Consider the following 17,252-nt stretch of genomic DNA (forward strand, 5'->3'; position numbering starts at 1 on the left):
TAAAAAATGAAGTGCATTCTATGTGCTTTAAAGGCTGTATTGATGTGACCAGTTTGTGCTGGTCACATCTAAATATAAAAAATTAATGTCTTAACAGTAGGAATTACTGTGGTTGAAGACCTTTGTTTAGGCAGTGTGCCTAAATAATAATTCCAAGGAGAAATGTCCCATGGAGACGGTTCAGGGTGGCATGTTGCTGATCTACACTGTAATCGCGATTATTGCATTGGTTGTTATGATCGCGAAGTTCAGAATTTATCCCTTTTTAGTTCTTATCATTGTTTCACTGGGTTTAGCTTTAGCTGTTGGCATGCCAATGGGCGATATTGTTAAGTCATATGAAGCTGGTACTGGTAAAACCTTGGGCCACCTTGCGATTGTAATTGCACTCGGAACGATGCTTGGCAAAATGATGGCCGAGTCGGGTGGTGCTGAACGAATAGCAATTACTTTAATTAAATGGTTTGGTGAGAAAAATATTCACTGGGCCATGATGTTTATTGCTCTTATTGTTGGTCTTCCCGTATTTTTCGAAGTCGGTTTTGTTCTACTCATTCCAATTGCGTTCAACATTGCTAAACGGACAGGCAAGTCCTTACTGGTTGTTGGTTTGCCGATGGTTGCTGGTTTGTCAGTTGTGCATGGTTTAATTCCACCACATCCAGCAGCTTTGCTGGCAGTGCAGGCCTATCATGCAGATATTGGTAAAACGATTGCTTACAGTTTAATCGTGGGTGTTCCAACAGCTATTGTAGCTGGGCCTTTGTATGCACTCTGGATTAATAAATACGTCAAATTGCCTGAAAATAACCCGTTAGCAAAGCAATTCGTTGAAGCAGATACGAATAGGACACGTGAGCTACCGAGCTTTGGGATTACCTTATTTACGATTATGCTGCCTGTTGTACTCATGTTAATCGGAAGTTGGGCTGATCTGTTCTTTGCACCAAAAACTTTCGCAAATGATGTACTACGTTTCATTGGTACTTCTGATATCGCATTACTTATTGCCGTACTGGTCAGCTTTATTACCTTTGGTACGATGCAGGGCTTTAACCGTGAACAAATTGAAAAATTCTGTGGCGGGTGTTTAGCTTCTATTGCCGGGATTATGTTGATTGTAGGTGCTGGTGGCGGTTTTGGTGGCATTTTGCGTGACACTGGTATTTCTGATGAGATTGTTTCTACAGCCTTAAAGGCAAATTTATCGCCGTTATTGTTAGGCTGGTTTGTCGCAGCATTGATTCGTTTGGCTACAGGTTCTGCAACGGTTGCGATGGCTACTGCTTGTAGTATTGTTGCTCCAATTGCAGCTACGGCTGGTGTTGCTGTTAGACCGGAACTTTTAGTCCTTGCGACGGGTTCAGGTTCATTGGTGTTCTCACATGTAAATGACGCAGGATTTTGGTTAATCAAAGAATATTTTGGTATGACAGTAGGGCAGACACTCAAGACTTGGTCAGTATTAGAAACGATCATTTCGGTGTTGGGTTTATCTTTCACGCTACTGCTTAGCACTATTTTATAATTAAAGGTGAGTAATCCATGATTGTGATTGCAATGGGTGTCTGTGGAACAGGTAAAACCCTAATCGGTGAGTTGTTATCAGAGCGTTTGGCTTGTGAGTTCCTCGATGGCGATACGCTTCATTCGGCTGCAAATAAAAGCAAGATGAGCCAAGGTATTCCTTTAACTGATGAAGACCGTTTGCCGTGGTTACAAGCCATTCGTCAGGCGATTGAAACAAAACAAAGAGATGGTGAAACAGCTGTATTTACATGCTCATCTTTAAAGCGGATGTATCGCGATATTTTAAGAGGGCAGGACCAGAATATTAAATTTATATACTTAAAAGGTTCTTATGAGCTGTTGCAGCAACGTCTTGCTGAGCGAGCAGGCCATTTCTTTGACCCATCATTGCTACAAACTCAGCTAGATACATTAGAGGAACCTGATGTGAATGAAGCAATTGCTATTGATATTGCGCTCACACCAGAACAGATCATTGAACAAGTCATCCAGAAGCTAGGGGTGACTGATAGTGTGTGTCGAGGATAACCTCATTTAAAACCCACATATTGATGGCTCGATAGCCTGAGGCCCAAGCAAGGTGAATACCAGTAACAGTACTGGTATTCACACCAACTAGACCTGTTCATAACGGGCTAGGTTTAAATTTATAAATAATTGGAGATAAGAATAATGAGCCATTCAAATAATTTACAACATAAATTTCCCCCAGTAGATAGTATTCCTGACAGCGTACGTCTGCCATCTCAGATTCATCAGCGTATCTCGTTAGTGGATGGTGAGTTGAAGTTATGGGCTGGTTCAACCAAGAAGACATTCTCTCCAATCTGGATTCAGCAGCCTGACGGTAGCTTGCAGCAAGTTGAGCTTGGTAGTTATCCAGTCATGGGTGAGAAAGAAAGTGACGAAGCGTTAGAAGCGGCAGTACGTGCCTACAATAATGGTCGTGGTGAATGGCCAATGATGAAAGTTGGTGAGCGCATCGCTTGTATGCAGAATTTTATTCAGCGTATGGTGGAACAGCGAGATCTCATTGTTAAACTGATCATGTGGGAAATTGGTAAGAGCTTGGCGGACTCCGAGAAAGAGTTCGACCGTACTGTCACCTATATGCGTCAAACGATTGATGCCCTGAAAGATCTAGATAATGCCAACTCCCGCTTTGTAATTGCTGAAGGTACGATTGGTCAAATCCGTCGTACCCCATTGGGCGTAGTGTTATGTATGGGACCATACAACTACCCGTTGAACGAAACCTTTGCTACCTTGATTCCGGCCATGCTGATGGGCAATACCATCATCTTCAAACCGCCTCAATTTGGTACCTTATTGTTTGAACCGCTCTTGGAAGCATTCCGTGATTCATTCCCTAAAGGTGTGATCAATACCATTTATGCACCAGGTTCATTGGTGGTGCCGCATCTGTTGGCATCTGGAAAAATTAATCTATTGGCACTGATTGGTTCTAGTAAAGTGGCCGATCACTTGAAAAAACAACATCCTAAATCTCACCGTCTGCGTGCGATTCTGGGACTGGATGCAAAGAACGCAGCCATTATTCTGCCAGATGCTGATTTGGATTTGACGGTGAAAGAGTGCCTGTTGGGGGCATTGTCTTTTAATGGTCAGCGTTGTACTGCGCTTAAAATGCTGATGGTACATCGGTCAATAGCTGACGAATTTGTTAAGCGTTTAACGACTGAGCTGGCTAAACTAAAAGTGGGTATGCCTTGGGAAAAGGGTGTATTTATTACTCCGTTGCCAGGTATACACCGTACGACCTATATGACTGAAGTCATTGAAGATGCCGTGGCTAAAGGAGCTAAAGTCGTTAATCCAGAAGGTGGCGAATTCTGCAAAACCATGTTTTATCCAGCTGTAGTTTATCCAGTGACAGAGGGTATGAGACTGTATCGCGAAGAACAGTTTGGTCCAGTGGTGCCTGTCTCTGTTTATGATGACATTGAAACTGTGCTGGAATATGTTACGACTTCTGATCATGGTCAGCAGGTGAGTATTTTTGGTAGCGACCCTGAGCAAATTGGTCATTTAGTCGATACACTTGTACATCAAGTTTGTCGTGTAAATATCAATTGTCAGTGTCAACGTGGTCCAGATGTATTTCCATTCGGTGGCCGTAAAGATTCTGCCGAAGGTACACTATCTGTGCATGATGCGTTACGTGCATTCTCTATCCGAGCTATGATTGCTGCTAAACAGACCGATGATAGCAAAGGTATGCTGGCCTCTATGGTGTCTGAGCACTATTCTAAATTTGTGAATACCGACTTTATTTTCTAAAGAACATATGATTAAAAAAACCAGCCTTTGCGCTGGTTTTTTTATGGGAAATAACAAAATAAAAACGCCTGATATGGTTCAGGCGTTTTTTTTTTGCAAGAATGGCTTGATTATTGACGAATTTGACCGTCACCTAACACAATCCATTTTTGAGAAGTTAAGCCTTCTAAACCAACTGGACCACGTGCATGAATTTTATCTGTTGAGATACCAATTTCAGCACCTAAGCCATATTCAAAGCCATCAGCGAAACGAGTTGAAGCATTAATCACGACTGAGCTTGAATCTACGCGCGCCAAGAACTGACGAGCCAAAGTATAGTTTTCAGTCACAATGGCATCGGTGTGATGTGAACCATACTTATTGATATGGTCAATTGCTTCATCAATACCACTAACCACTTTAACAGCAAGAATTGGTCCTAAATATTCGGTATACCAATCTTCTTCTGTCGCAGGTTTTACAGAAGCGCCTAAAATACGACGTGTTTCTGGACAGCCACGGAGTTCGACTTGTTTTTCAGCATAAAGTTCAGCAATACGTGGTAAGAAAACGTCTGCAATTTTTTCATCAACAAGCAGTGTTTCCATCGCATTACAAACACCGTAACGATGTGTTTTGGCATTCAATGTAATTGGTAATGCTTTTTGTAAGTCGGCTTGAGCTTCTACAAACACATGACAGTTACCATCAAGATGCTTAATGACAGGAATACGAGCTTCATTGGTTACACGTTCAATTAGGCTCTTGCCACCACGTGGAACAATTACATCTACATATTCAGCCATGGTAATGAGGTGACCAACCGCTGCACGATCAGAAGTTTCAATCACTTGTACCGAATGCTCAGGTAAACCAGCAACTTTTAAACCATGTTTAATCGCTTCAGCAATGGCTTTATTTGACTCAAGTGCTTCTGAACCACCACGTAAAATAATGGCATTGCCCGATTTAATTGCTAAAGATGCAGCTTCAAGTGTTACGTTTGGACGTGATTCGTAAATCATACCAACGACACCCAAAGGCACACGCATTTTTCCAATTTGAATACCTGTGGGGCGATATGCAAGATCCGTAATTTCCCCAATTGGATCGACAAGCGCGATCACATCTTTTAAACCTTGCAACATCCCTTTAAAGCGTGCGGGCGTAAGCTCAAGACGATCAAGTAAGGCGCTATCAAGCTTGTTGTTACGGCCTTTTTCCATGTCGAGTTGATTCGCCGCCAAAATTGCTGCCTGATTATTTTCTAAAGCAGTATAAATAGCAGAGAGTGCATGATTTTTAAGCGAAGTTGAAGCACTTGTCAAAACGCGTGAAGCCTCACGTGCTTGTTGCCCAACTTTTTGCATGTATTGTTCAATTGAATCTTGCATAGCAGTTTTTAATCATTTACCAATGACTACGATAGTAGCAGTCAAATGCGGAACAATGAATGGCTTTTTTTCAAAAATGTGACCGCTATAAAAAAACATTTAAATATTTTGAAAACTATTAGCGGCTTAAACAAGATGAGCGGTCATTTCAGCGATTGCGTATATTTCAGACAATTGTTTAGAATGGACTTGTGCAATACAAACTAATACAAATTTTAAAGATTTGTGCATAAAAGATTACATGTTCAAGAAGGAACTCTTGCAGCATAAAAAAATTACAGCAAGGAGGAAGCAAGGATATGAATTCCATTATTCAAATGGATTCGGAGATAAACCAAGCTTATGCCGGTTTTGGGTTTTTCGATATCTACCATAGAGATAGTTTTAAACAACCAGCTCGTACCACATGGATTGACGGCTGGAAAATTGAATACATGGCGATTGCAGACCCAAAAACCATTCACAAAACACCAATCGTGATTGTTGGCGGTGCTTTTCAAAATTTTAACTCTTATAAATATTGTGTTGAGCAACTGTTTGAAAGTGGTCCGGTCATTCTAATTGACTTGCCATCAATGGGCGCAAATCAACAAATTACCAATCGGGATACTGGAATTTCTGCTGGAACATTAGAACTACCTGATTTATCAGAAATGTTAGGTCGCTGGTTAGATATTGTCGGAATTCAAAAAGTTTCTGTAATGGGAATGTCGTTGGGTTCAGTTGTTGCTTCTTGTTTTGCTTATCACCGTCCAGATTTGATGGACCGCATGATTTTAATGGGTGTTATGCAAAAGACCCGTAAAAGTTGGCGAATGATTTTGGAAGAATCACTCAAACTCATGCAAGAAAACCGCATGGAAGAGTTTGGGCAAGCGGTCATTTTATATTTAGTCAATCATGCCAAGTTAGATAAAACCCGTATGTCACCTACAGCTAAAAAATTATTTTTTAGGCAAATGGCTGAGTTTACAGGTACCGAGCGTGAGCGTTATGACATTAACTGTAATCGACTTTTACGTTTAACAGATGTGCCGATTCCAAAGTGTAAAACACTGGTTGCAGCAGGGCAGTATGACAGTTTTACTCTGCCTCATGAAAATGCCAATTTTGCTTTGCAATGTCCAGATATGGAATTTGCCCTTATTGCAAATGCGGACCATGTACCTCAGTTGCAGCGTCGTAAAGAAACCATGAGTTTGTTCACTTCATTTTTAAAAGGTGAATCTATCCAAAATTTGGATGGCATTATTCCTATGAAACGTGAACAAATGCAAAACATGGAGCGCCGTGGTGAAGAGCGGATTTCAGTTCTTCAACCTAAAACGAAACTGAGCCACCGTGAATGTAAAACGGAAGTGTCAGTGACGATTGTTGACGTGACTTTCTTTGGGATGTACTTGAAGTTAGATGATGTGACACAGCTCGACTTTGTAAATGAACACCCACGGGATCTGGCTCTGCATCTAGAAGATGAGGAAGGCCCTTTCTCGATTGAATGTTTAATCTTTGAAGCTACTGAACAAGGAATCCGTGCTTTATTTAAACATGGCAGTTTTGAGCTTGCTGATCGTTTAAGTCGTTTTATTGTCCGTCAAAAACAAATTGCTTAATTAGGTTTTTATAAATGGAAGCTCGTTTATTTCGAGCTTCCATTTTTTTATATTTATTATTTTATTTGGGCGTGAATGGTCCAAACTAAGTCACCTAAATGTTCTTCACTTCTCTCTTTAGAAACTTGTCCAAAGAATATTTGTGGTTGTTCAACACTCACTTGACTAAATCCTGCATCTTCAAAAAAGTCCTTCACCTCAAGTGGCGTTTTAAAATGAAAACTAAAAGAGCTTCGAGATATGAGTTTAAGTAATTTACTGCTGTTCCAGATAATACTGGCGAGTTTATTTTTAACGGGTTCAGGGTAAAGGTCGGTTAAGTAATGGAACTTTTTAAAAGATGTCCCATAGTGAGCAATTGATTGAATCAGTTGTTTTAATAAGTCTTTATCAAAATAGTTAATCAAACCTTCACTAATCACAACCAGTGGGCGGTTCGTGTCAAACACTTCAAATGCTTGAGCAAAGGCTTCGGTAAATAAATCGACTGATAAAATCTCAGGTGCTTTTTTTTCAATTTGTTTTAATGCATTTTGCTTTGTCTGAGCCATATCGGGTAAATCAAGTTCTCGATAGGTAATAGAAGGGTAATGCTGCCTAAACCACCAGCCACGTGGTGATAAACCACAGGCAATTTCAAGCACCTGTAAATCAGAGTTTTCTTGAATTAACTTCTCTAAATTATGATCAAGCATGGTATGGCGCTGTTTAAGCGTCGTGCGCATGCTGCCACCCACATATTTCTCTGCCCAAGACTCTAATGGGTGAACTAAATGTGCCAGTGATTTGCCTTTACTGGTAGCAAGTGCTTCGTGTGAGATCCCCATTTGATACCAGATATAACCCGTGTAGTGGGCTGTAAAAGAGATGTGGCGGTGTTTTGAAAGGTGTTGTGTCATTCGTCCTGAACTCGATTTATTGTTTTTGTGTGATCTTCATTATTAATAACAATGAAGAGGTTCTAATGCATTGATGGTGAATGAACCTGCATGATGGAGTCCTGTCAATTAGGTTGGCATTCTGGGATGAACTTTCAGTTGGAGTTACTTTTCTTTCGGGAAAAGTAACCAAAACCATTGTCATACGCAAAACCTGTTCATTTTCTGCATCTATCAAATATATTGAAGCAATCAATATCCTTCAGCAGATGAGCAGGTTGCGTATGACTTAACCGCGTATCAGATAGTGAATAGGTTTTTGTAGCCAATTAAAATTTTTACTAACTTAAATCGAATTCTTAAACTCTTCAATGGCTGTTTTGACAGCTTGCCAGTCATTTCCAAGCGATAAAGTTTCACCAACTTGGATTTGTGGAATTTGACCACGCATGCGTTCAAGGCGTTCTTGGTTTGGTAGCTCTAAGTTTGCAATACCTTCAAGTGCTGTACATGCTGCACTACGGTCATTGCATACCAGCCCCATATCGCAGCCAGCTGCCAGAGCGGCCTGAATACGTGCATCTGCGCCACCAGCTACACAAGCAGCTTGCATGCTTAAATCATCAGAGAAAAGTACACCATTAAACTTCAAACGGTTGCGTAGAACTTCTTGAATCCAGAAAGGTGAGAAACCTGCCGGATTTGGGTCAACCTGATCATAAATGACATGAGCAGGCATGAGCGCATCAAGCTCAGGCATAAGCTTAATGAAGCTTTGCATGTCATGGTTATAAATTTCATCATAGCTACGGCTGTCGATTGCTGCAGCGACATGAGAGTCGGCTTTTACCGAACCGTGACCTGGGAAGTGCTTGCCGGTATTTGCCATACCAGCTCTTTTCATACCGCGCATAAATGCGCCAGCAAGTGGGGCAATATCCTCAATGTTTTTAGAGAAGCCACGGTCACCAATCACATCGCTAATTGCATTAAGGTCTAAAACCGGTGCAAAACTGAAATCGATCCCCACAGCCAAGACTTCAGTTGCCATTAACCAGCCACACTGTTCAGCCAGTTCAAGAGCCCTTTGTGGTTGAGTGATATAGAGTTCGCCAAAGCGGCCCATCGCTGGCAATAGCGTAAAGCCAGATTTTAAACGTTGAACTCGACCACCTTCTTGATCGACAGCAATCAAAATATCTGGGCGAACTTGGCGCATATGGTCGGTTAAAGCACGGACTTGTTGTGGTGATTCAATATTTCGTGCAAATAAAATCATGCCACCGACTTGCGGAGCTTGTAATAGTTCAATATCTTCTTTAGTAAGTTCTGTGCCGGCAATGTCCAGCATCAACGCGCCAATCATATTGGTTCCATTTGAATTTTGATTGAAAAACAATAAGCGAATTTTGCAATGATTTGCTACATTTTGTCAGTACAGAATATGATAAAACTACACGGTATAAACAATTTAGTTGGTTAAGATGTTGAATCTGCTTAGTTCATATCGAAAACAGAGCGTGTAAGATACGAACACCCAAGGAAGTATTAAGAATTTATGAAACTTCAAACTATAGCTTGTGCAGTAGCAATCGCGACTGGCGGTTTATTCTTCTCTCATACGATGAACGAAGCAAGAGCAGCAACCAATACAGCTGCTGTTTCTCAATCGATCCAGCCAACGCAAGAGCAGGCCTTGGTGGCTCGTCAACTGGCAACTTTAGTTGATCGCCAACATTATTTAAATATGCGTCTGGATGCGAATACATCTAACCGTATTCTTGATATGTATTTAGACAGTCTTGATCCAGACCATTCATTATTTTTAGACGCTGAAGTTCAAAATTATAAAAAACTCTATGGTTCAAATTTTGGTGCTTCATTAAAAGCGGGGAACTTAACTGGACCGTTTGCAATTCACCAGCAATATCGTGAACGCTTAAAACAATTTTACGAGTTCATGTTGGCTGAGTTGAAACAACAACAGAACTTAAAGCAACCAAATAGCTATATAGAAGTAGATCGCGAAAAAGCGCCGTATTTTAAAACAACGGCTGAGCAGCAAAATCACTGGCGTAAAATGCTGGTTTCACAGTTAATTAATTTAACCATTAGCCGTGAAGAAGAGCAGGCAAAACAAAAGGCACTGAAAGAAAACCCGTCACTTGCTGATGGTCAAGACTTAAAAGGTCCAGAAGATTTAACGCCAGCTCAAACTTTGACTAAGCGTTATACACGTCAGCTTGAAAGAATTAGTCGTGTAAAAAGCGATGATGTTTTAGATAAAACATTAAATGCAATGTTAGCGACTTATGATCCACACAGTAACTATTATCCGCCAATTGATGCGATTGAATTGAATCGCCAAACGACTTTGCAGCTTGAAGGGATTGGAGTGTCGATTCGTCCAGAGCGTGGCAATGAAGATTACACCAAGATTGAAACCATTGTAGAAGGTGGTCCTGCAAGTAAGTCTGGCCAAGTGAAATCAGGAGATCGAATCGTTGGAGTCGCTCAAGAGGGCGGTAAAATGATCGATGTGGTGGGTTGGACAAGTTCGGAAATTGTTGGGCTTATTCGGGGTAAACGTGGCACTAAAGTCACGCTAAAACTTCTTGGTGCTGGTGCATCAATGAGTCAGGCACGTAATGTGACTTTAGTCCGTGACGTTATCCAAGAAGAAGATGCGGGTGTTCGTTCACGTACAGTTGAAGTGATACGCGATGGTAAAAAGCATGTATTAGGTGTGATTGAAATTCCATCGTTCTATTTTGACTATCGTTCACGTCGCGCTGGTCAGCAATATCGTTCAGTTTCTGAAGATACTGCCAATGCTTTTGAGGCATTAAAAGCGAAGAAAGTAGAAGGTATTATTATTGACTTGCGTAATGACCCGGGCGGTTCATTAGAAGAAGTTGCACGTATGCTTGGGCAAGTGATTAAGTCAGGTCCTGTTGTGCAAATTCGTGATGGCAACGGCAATGTCAGTGTATTTGAAGACAACGATGGCGGTCAGCAAATCTATACAGGTCCACTCGCTGTATTGGTGAACTTGGCATCTGCTTCAGCAAGTGAGATTTACTCTGCGGCAATTCAAGACTATGAACGTGGCATTATCATTGGTAGTACAACCACAGGTAAAGGTACAGCTCAGGTTCAACTTGATACTTTGGCATACGGCCAAGCGACCTTAACTCAGCGTAAATTCTACCGTGTTACAGGTGGTAGTACGCAAAACAAAGGTGTAGTGCCAGATATTAAGCTTGTCGATATCTATAACGAAGAGTTTGGTGAGCGTAAATCGAAGAACGCATTAAAGTGGGATACCATTCCTACCGCACCATTTAAGCGTGAAGGTTCTGTTCAACCATATGTTGCGAAGTTGTCTCAATTCTCTGAACAACGTGTTGCTGCCGATCCTCAGTTTAAATATTTAAATAAGCGTACGGCAATCGCGAAGGTTACGAGTGACCAGAAACAGGTTGTGCTTGATATTGATAAGCGCCGTGCAGAGCTTTTAAGTTTAGAAAAGCAAACTTTAGATGCTGAAAATGAACGTCGTGCAGCAACAGGTCAAAAGCCTTTTGCAAACTGGGAAAGCTACCAAGCGTCATTAGATGCGTTAGCTGAATCTCGCGCCAAAATGAAAGCTAACCAACGTCCTGCATTGCCAGAAGAAGAAACATTTGTGAATGAAGCGGCAAATGTACTTATGGATTATGCAAAATTGCAAAACCGTTAAGTTCTTTTGTCTGTTTTACGAAAAAGCACGCTGTTCTCAGCGTGCTTTTTTAATTTTTTATGTCAGTAAACTGTCATGCATTTATCATCAAAGTGTCAAGAAAGCTGCTTAATCTTTAAGCATGAAAATAAATACATTGATGGATGGCGCTATGCAAGGCTCATACGCGACAGCACTATTAAAACAACAGCAACTCCCTGAAAGCTTCCAATTCTATTTTAAACAAAAACAGCAGTTGTCTAATACTCAGGAATTGCACCAACTCCACGGGTTGGTTCGTCCTCGTTTGAAAATTGCGATTGTGACAGAGACATGGCCACCAGAAATTAATGGCGTAGCCCTCTCACTATTACAGTTATGTCAAGGTTTGCAAAAACAAGGGCATAAAATTCTACTGGTTCGACCTGAACAAAAAGCGAAGTGTCATGATTTTTTGCCAGAGCAAGAATGTCTGGTCATGTCACAAGCGATTCCGAAGTATCCAACGCTGCAATTTGGCTGGCCTCAATATTTAAAAGTTTCAAAAGCTTTTGAAAAATTTATGCCAGATGTTGTGCACATTGTGACGGAAGGGCCTCTGGGCTTAACTGCTATGCAAGCTGCAAAAGCAAAAGACATTCCGGTTTCTAGTGGCTTTCACTCACCATTTCAAGATTTTAGTCGATTCTTTGATCTGGCTTTTTTAGTTAAGCCAATTCAAAAATATCTTTGCTGGTTTCATAACAACACGCAAGTGACCTGTGTTCCGAGTAAAGATACCGAAGAAGCTTTACGTGGTTTTGGTATTACCTGTCCACTTATTGTGGTTGGACGAGGTGTCGATACCATGCGCTTTTCGCCAAAGCATCGCTCAGAAAGTTTACGCCAACAATGGGGTGTCGATGCCGATACTCGTGTCATGCTGTATGTAGGGCGTTTATCACCAGAAAAAGAAGTGCAATTGATTGTTGAAAGTTATGCAGCCATGCAAAACATGCAGCAACATAAAACTAAACTGGTTGTGGTGGGAGATGGCCCGGATCTTGCTCGATTAAAAGCATTACCTGAAGCGAGAAATGTCATTTTTACAGGTAGTTTGCGTGGACAAGATTTGGCGGCTGCCTATGCAAGCGCAGATGTATTTGTATTTGCGAGTCAAGTTGAAACGTTTGGTAACGTAGTTTTAGAGGCAATGGCGAGCGGTTTGCCGGTTATCGCGTATGATTATGCATGTGCACATCAATATTTAGTCCATAACGTAAGTGGTTGGTTAAGTCCACTTGGGCAGAAAAACCATTTTATACAACAAATTTATCAACTCCCTTCAGTACAACAACTTAGAGAAATGGGCATACAAGCCTGTCATAAAGTACAGCAAAGCGGTTGGCAACTTCCGGTACAACAATTAGAACAGGCATTTTATCAGGTAGTGAAGGAATCCTCGGTGGACTTCACCTAAGTATCCTAAAATAGGAGAACGACCATGAAATTAAAGAATGCAAAAATAAAAATACTCGATCTCGATTTGAGAGGCTGTTTATATCTCAATCATTTTTCTCACTCACAACGTGTGGCTTTATTCTTCAAAATTATTAGCCGTGCGGGCGATGGGCCATTTTGGTACCTCATGCTGGCAATTGTATGGGGAATGCATGGCATTACCTACAGTTTGCAAATTATCTATTTGTTAATTGGCGGCTCAATAGGAACGGCAATTTATAAATTTTTAAAACATAAAACGACGCGTCCACGCCCATACCAAGTCCATCAAGTAATTGTGCTTGGTGAAAGACCACTCGATCACTTTAGTTTTCCATCTGGTCATACGTTACATGCAGTGATGGTGACAATTGTGTTGGGGTATATCCAACCTGTGTTATTAGCCGCTATGTTACCTTTCATGGTGCTTGTTGCGTTGTCTCGTATGGTACTGGGGCTTCACTACCCAAGTGATGTGATTGTGGGTGCACTTATTGGTGCAGCAGTGGCAAGTATCATTATATTTGTAGCGCCATTATTAAACATCGCTTTATAACGAACAGTAATTTTTATCAGCTTAAGCTATCGATTAGGTTTGTGGATTTGCTAAAGTACACAGTTCGTGATTTAGCAGATTAAACAGATAGGAGCCGCTATGGGCTTACGTTGGACAGATACGATTGATATTGCCATTGAATTGTCAGAAGCACATCCAGAAGTTGATCCGCAATGGATCCGTTTTACCGATTTACATGCATGGGTATGTGCATTACCAGACTTCAGTGATGACCCAAATAAATCAACCGAAGGATTGCTAGAAGGTATCCAAATGGCCTGGATAGACGAAGTTCGCTAAAAACAGTAGAAAAAATCGCAACTTTTACACATTCAAAGCTGATTATTGCCTATGACATCGGTATAATGCTGCAAATTTTTTAAAGTTTAAATCTTAAAATAAAGGAGCCACTCATGGCTATTGAACGTACTTTGTCTATCGTAAAGCCTGATGCTGTGTCTAAAAACCACATCGGTGAAATTTTTGCTCGTTTCGAAAAAGCGGGTTTAAAAATTGTTGCGACTAAAATGAAACACCTTTCTCAAGCTGATGCTGAAGGTTTCTATGCAGAGCACAAAGAACGCGGTTTCTTTGGTGACTTAGTTGCATTCATGACTTCTGGTCCAGTTGTAGTATCTGTTCTTGAAGGCGAAAACGCAGTTCTTGCTCACCGTGAAATTTTAGGTGCTACAAACCCTAAAGAAGCGGCTCCTGGTACTATCCGTGCTGATTTCGCTGTAAGCATCGACGAAAATGCTGCTCACGGTTCTGACTCAGTTGCTTCTGCAGAGCGTGAAATTGCTTACTTCTTTGCTGACAACGAGATCTGCCCACGCACTCGTTAATCGAAAGCATTCAAACCAGATAAGTGGTATACTACTTATCTGGTTTTTTTATTCTCTCAAGAGCATATTGTCTGATTCTTGAACAATATCTTCTGTTTTTGACATGGTTTAGGTAAATACACATGAGTTCTGCAGTGGTCGTTTCATCTGAAAATCTTGATGGACAGCAGCAATCTTCGTCCACGCCAGCATCGCCTGCTGCCGAAAAAGTGAATTTACTCGGCATGTCACGCGCGCAATTAGAAAAATTCTTCGAAGATATTGGTGAGAAAAAGTTTCGTGCCGGACAGGTTATGAAATGGATTCATCAGTACTTTGTTACTGATTTTGCTGAAATGACCAATATTTCAGGAAAGTTGCGCGCAAAACTGGAACAGATTTGTGAGATTAAAGCTCCTGAGGTTGTTCACCGTCACTATTCAAAAGATGGCACACGTAAATGGGTGTTTCGTGTAGGTGAGGGCGCGGGTTCATTAGTTGAAACTGTATTAATTCCTGCCGAAGATAAAACAGGTTTGCGCAAAACTTTGTGTATTTCATCACAAGTAGGCTGCGCATTGGACTGCTCATTTTGTTCAACAGGTAAGCAAGGTTTCCAGCGTGATTTAACGCCAGATGAAATTATTGGGCAACTTTGGATGGCAAACTATTCTTATATGGAAGAAGTGCCTGTTGCTGAACGTGAGCGTTCAGTGACCAATGTCGTAATGATGGGTATGGGTGAGCCATTGCTCAACTATGACGCCGTATTAAGCTCAATGCACATTATGCTTGATGACTTTGCTTATGGCATGTCAAAACGTCGTGTGACTTTATCAACGTCAGGTGTTGTACCAAAAATTGACCAACTTGCGAAAGATATTGATGTTGCTTTGGCAATTTCTTTACATGCGCCAAACGATGAACTACGTAATGAATTAGTGCCTATTAATAAAAAATATCCATTGGCTCAATTGATTGCAGCATGTCAGCGTTATATTGCCAAAGATGGTAATGAAAGTGCGCGTAAACATGTGACTATCGAATATGTCATGTTGGAAGGTGTGAATGACCAACCTGAACATGCACAGCAAATGATTAAATTATTAAAAAATTTACCAAGTAAAATTAACTTGATTCCGTTTAATCCGTTCCCGCACGCGCCATATGGTCGCTCAAGTCGAAATCGTATTATCTCGTTCCAAAAAACTTTGTCTGATGCCGGATTTGTGTGTACGATTCGTCAAACACGTGGTGATGATATTGACGCTGCATGTGGACAGTTAGTGGGTCAAGTAGCTGATAGAACCCGCCGTGCTGAACAGTGGCAGAAAAAAGTTACACAGCGTCAAGAGATTTTACGTACACAAGGATAAAGTTGAGGGAAGACTTTGAGTACTCCGAAGTTAAAGATCATGTTATGTATGGGGGTTGCAGTTGCATTTCTGGCAAGTGGTTGTCAGACTTCGCCAACACTAAAAAAGGACCCGGAAAAAGCAGTTAAGGTGCGTACGCAGCTTGCTGCAGAATACATTCGTTCTGGTGACTTGGATTCTGCAAAGCGTTCCCTTGATCAAGCCTTAAGTGTCGATAGTCGTGATGCAACGGCAAATATGATGATGGGTATTTTATTGCAACAAGAAGGCAGTAAACCCAATTTAGAAAAAGCAGAACATTATTTTAAACGTGCAATTTCTTCTGAGCCAGATAATGCTCAGGCACGTAATAATTATGGTACGTACTTGTACCAAATGGAGCGTTATAATGATGCCGTCGAGCAATTCCGTATTGCTGGTGCAACATTAGGGTATGATCAACGCTATCAAGCCTTAGAAAATCTTGGGCGGATTTATTTAAAATTGGGTGATATTGCGAGTGCTGAAAAAACATTCAAACAAGCACTCCTTGCTAACCGCGACTCTTACATTTCAATGTTAGAGTTAGCAGAAATTTTTTATTTGCAGCAGCAGATTCCGGCTGCTACACAAATGTATGAACAATATGTTCGTACAGTGGGGCAGAAAAATCAGGGTGCTCGCGCACTTTGGATTGGTTTAAGAGTGGCTCGAGCCAATGCGGATAAAATGGGAATGCAAGTTTTAGTAAACCAGTTACGTGCTTTATTCCCGGAAAGTCCAGAATATCAACGTTATTTGCAATTACAGTATAGTACTGAGGCCGTATGGAAATAAATCCTAATTCACAGCAGCCAACTGGCTCAAGCTTACCGACTTCTGCTTTAGGAAATATTCAACGTCCTGGTGAGTATTTACGTCAAATTCGTGTTTCTCAGAAAAAAGAATTAGAGCAAGTATCTTCAGATTTAAATATGCCGCTTAAAACGCTCAGTGCGTTAGAGCAAGACGATTATAAATCTTTGCCAGAAGCAACCTTTATCAAAGGTTATTATCGTTCTTATGCAAAATATTTAAATGCTGATGCAACTGCAATTATTCAGCGTTTTGATGAGATTTATGCTAACGATACAGGCCTTTTGCCAAATCATGCTTTAAACAACTCACCAATTAAAATCATGGGTAAATTACCGGGTTCTAATAGTGATCGTAACAAGAAGTGGTTAAAGCGTGCATTGCTTGCGATTTTGATTATTGCTGTCGTGTCATTGATTGTGATGGGTGTCCAAAAATGGACTTCAAACAAAGAAGAAGCTGAGGCGCCAAAAGCAAATCAGTCTAATGTTGAAGTTTTACCTATGAAAGGAAATGCCTCTGCAACAGCGGGTGATCAATTGGTGTTAAACTTTAACCGTCCAACTTCTGTTCATATTGTAGATGCAACAGGGAAGGTTTTAGCTACGGGTCGTCAGGCATCGACTTTAACCTTAAATGGTGAGTCTCCATTCCAGATTCGTCTTGATGACGCAACAGCTGTGTCATTAAGCTTAAACCAAGAACAGATTTCATTGTCTCCATATACGGTAAACGGTAAAGCTGAATTCCGTTTATCCCGCTAA

Annotated in this window: 15 protein-coding genes; 12 read left to right on the top strand and 3 right to left on the bottom strand. The window is 41.0% G+C overall.

The genetic code is table 11. The features are described from left to right. Positions 1-169 precede the first annotated feature (169 nt). From RMA95_RS03015 to RMA95_RS03025, 3 genes are all read left to right on the top strand, one after another. Positions 170-1,528, top strand: a complete 1,359-nt coding sequence (locus tag RMA95_RS03015; RefSeq protein ID WP_019458071.1) for a gluconate:H+ symporter — start codon at positions 170-172, stop codon at positions 1,526-1,528. A gap of 17 nt (positions 1,529-1,545) precedes the next feature. Then, positions 1,546-2,058: a gluconokinase gene (locus RMA95_RS03020; RefSeq protein WP_004698777.1), complete on the top strand. Its 513-nt coding sequence runs from the start codon at positions 1,546-1,548 to the stop codon at positions 2,056-2,058. A 144-nt stretch (positions 2,059-2,202) separates the two neighbouring features. After that, complete coding sequence (locus RMA95_RS03025; protein ID WP_311069555.1) at positions 2,203-3,831, top strand: NADP-dependent glyceraldehyde-3-phosphate dehydrogenase; 1,629 nt, start codon at positions 2,203-2,205, stop codon at positions 3,829-3,831. 110 nt (positions 3,832-3,941) lie between these two features. Here RMA95_RS03025 and RMA95_RS03030 read toward each other — a convergent pair whose 3' ends face one another. Further along, positions 3,942-5,207, bottom strand: a complete 1,266-nt coding sequence (locus RMA95_RS03030) for a glutamate-5-semialdehyde dehydrogenase (RefSeq protein ID WP_039250396.1) — start codon at positions 5,205-5,207, stop codon at positions 3,942-3,944. A 299-nt stretch (positions 5,208-5,506) separates the two neighbouring features. Here RMA95_RS03030 and RMA95_RS03035 point away from each other — a divergent pair, with 299 nt between their 5' ends. After that, on the top strand, positions 5,507-6,820 hold the full coding sequence (locus RMA95_RS03035; RefSeq protein ID WP_311069556.1) for an alpha/beta hydrolase: 1,314 nt from the start codon (positions 5,507-5,509) through the stop codon (positions 6,818-6,820). 56 nt (positions 6,821-6,876) lie between these two features. Here RMA95_RS03035 and RMA95_RS03040 read toward each other — a convergent pair whose 3' ends face one another. Together RMA95_RS03040 and nagZ are read right to left on the bottom strand one after the other, a co-directional pair. After that, the gene (locus tag RMA95_RS03040) at positions 6,877-7,719 is read right to left on the bottom strand and encodes a class I SAM-dependent methyltransferase (RefSeq protein WP_311069557.1); all 843 of its coding nucleotides are present in this window, start codon (positions 7,717-7,719) and stop codon (positions 6,877-6,879) included. Positions 7,720-8,044: 325 nt separating this feature from the next. Further along, positions 8,045-9,064 carry a beta-N-acetylhexosaminidase gene (nagZ, locus tag RMA95_RS03045; RefSeq protein ID WP_311069558.1) on the bottom strand — a complete coding sequence of 340 codons (1,020 nt, stop codon included), beginning with the start codon at positions 9,062-9,064 and terminating at the stop codon, positions 8,045-8,047. Positions 9,065-9,256: 192 nt separating this feature from the next. Here nagZ and RMA95_RS03050 point away from each other — a divergent pair, with 192 nt between their 5' ends. The 8 genes from RMA95_RS03050 (at position 9,257) to RMA95_RS03085 (ending at position 17,252) form a co-directional block, all read left to right on the top strand. Then, positions 9,257-11,440, top strand: a complete 2,184-nt coding sequence (locus RMA95_RS03050; protein ID WP_311069559.1) for a carboxy terminal-processing peptidase — start codon at positions 9,257-9,259, stop codon at positions 11,438-11,440. 139 nt (positions 11,441-11,579) lie between these two features. Beyond that, positions 11,580-12,878 carry a glycosyltransferase family 1 protein gene (locus RMA95_RS03055; protein WP_311069615.1) on the top strand — a complete coding sequence of 433 codons (1,299 nt, stop codon included), beginning with the start codon at positions 11,580-11,582 and terminating at the stop codon, positions 12,876-12,878. Positions 12,879-12,902: 24 nt separating this feature from the next. After that, on the top strand, positions 12,903-13,454 hold the full coding sequence (locus RMA95_RS03060) for a phosphatase PAP2 family protein (protein ID WP_039250407.1): 552 nt from the start codon (positions 12,903-12,905) through the stop codon (positions 13,452-13,454). Positions 13,455-13,553: 99 nt separating this feature from the next. After that, a complete protein-coding gene (iscX, locus tag RMA95_RS03065; RefSeq protein ID WP_004698764.1) occupies positions 13,554-13,754 on the top strand; it encodes a Fe-S cluster assembly protein IscX in 201 nt (66 codons plus the stop codon). Between the two features lie 113 nt (positions 13,755-13,867). After that, the gene (gene ndk / locus RMA95_RS03070) at positions 13,868-14,299 is read left to right on the top strand and encodes a nucleoside-diphosphate kinase (RefSeq protein ID WP_000963851.1); all 432 of its coding nucleotides are present in this window, start codon (positions 13,868-13,870) and stop codon (positions 14,297-14,299) included. Positions 14,300-14,421: 122 nt separating this feature from the next. Beyond that, complete coding sequence (gene rlmN, locus RMA95_RS03075; protein WP_151682915.1) at positions 14,422-15,654, top strand: 23S rRNA (adenine(2503)-C(2))-methyltransferase RlmN; 1,233 nt, start codon at positions 14,422-14,424, stop codon at positions 15,652-15,654. Between the two features lie 15 nt (positions 15,655-15,669). Then, positions 15,670-16,470 carry a type IV pilus biogenesis/stability protein PilW gene (gene pilW, locus RMA95_RS03080; protein WP_263612899.1) on the top strand — a complete coding sequence of 267 codons (801 nt, stop codon included), beginning with the start codon at positions 15,670-15,672 and terminating at the stop codon, positions 16,468-16,470. Further along, complete coding sequence (locus RMA95_RS03085) at positions 16,461-17,252, top strand: RodZ domain-containing protein (RefSeq protein WP_263612900.1); 792 nt, start codon at positions 16,461-16,463, stop codon at positions 17,250-17,252. Before pilW ends, RMA95_RS03085 begins: the two co-directional genes overlap by 10 nt.

Source organism: Acinetobacter sp. V110_1 (assembly GCF_031798975.1).
Classification (GTDB): domain Bacteria; phylum Pseudomonadota; class Gammaproteobacteria; order Pseudomonadales; family Moraxellaceae; genus Acinetobacter; species Acinetobacter nosocomialis_A.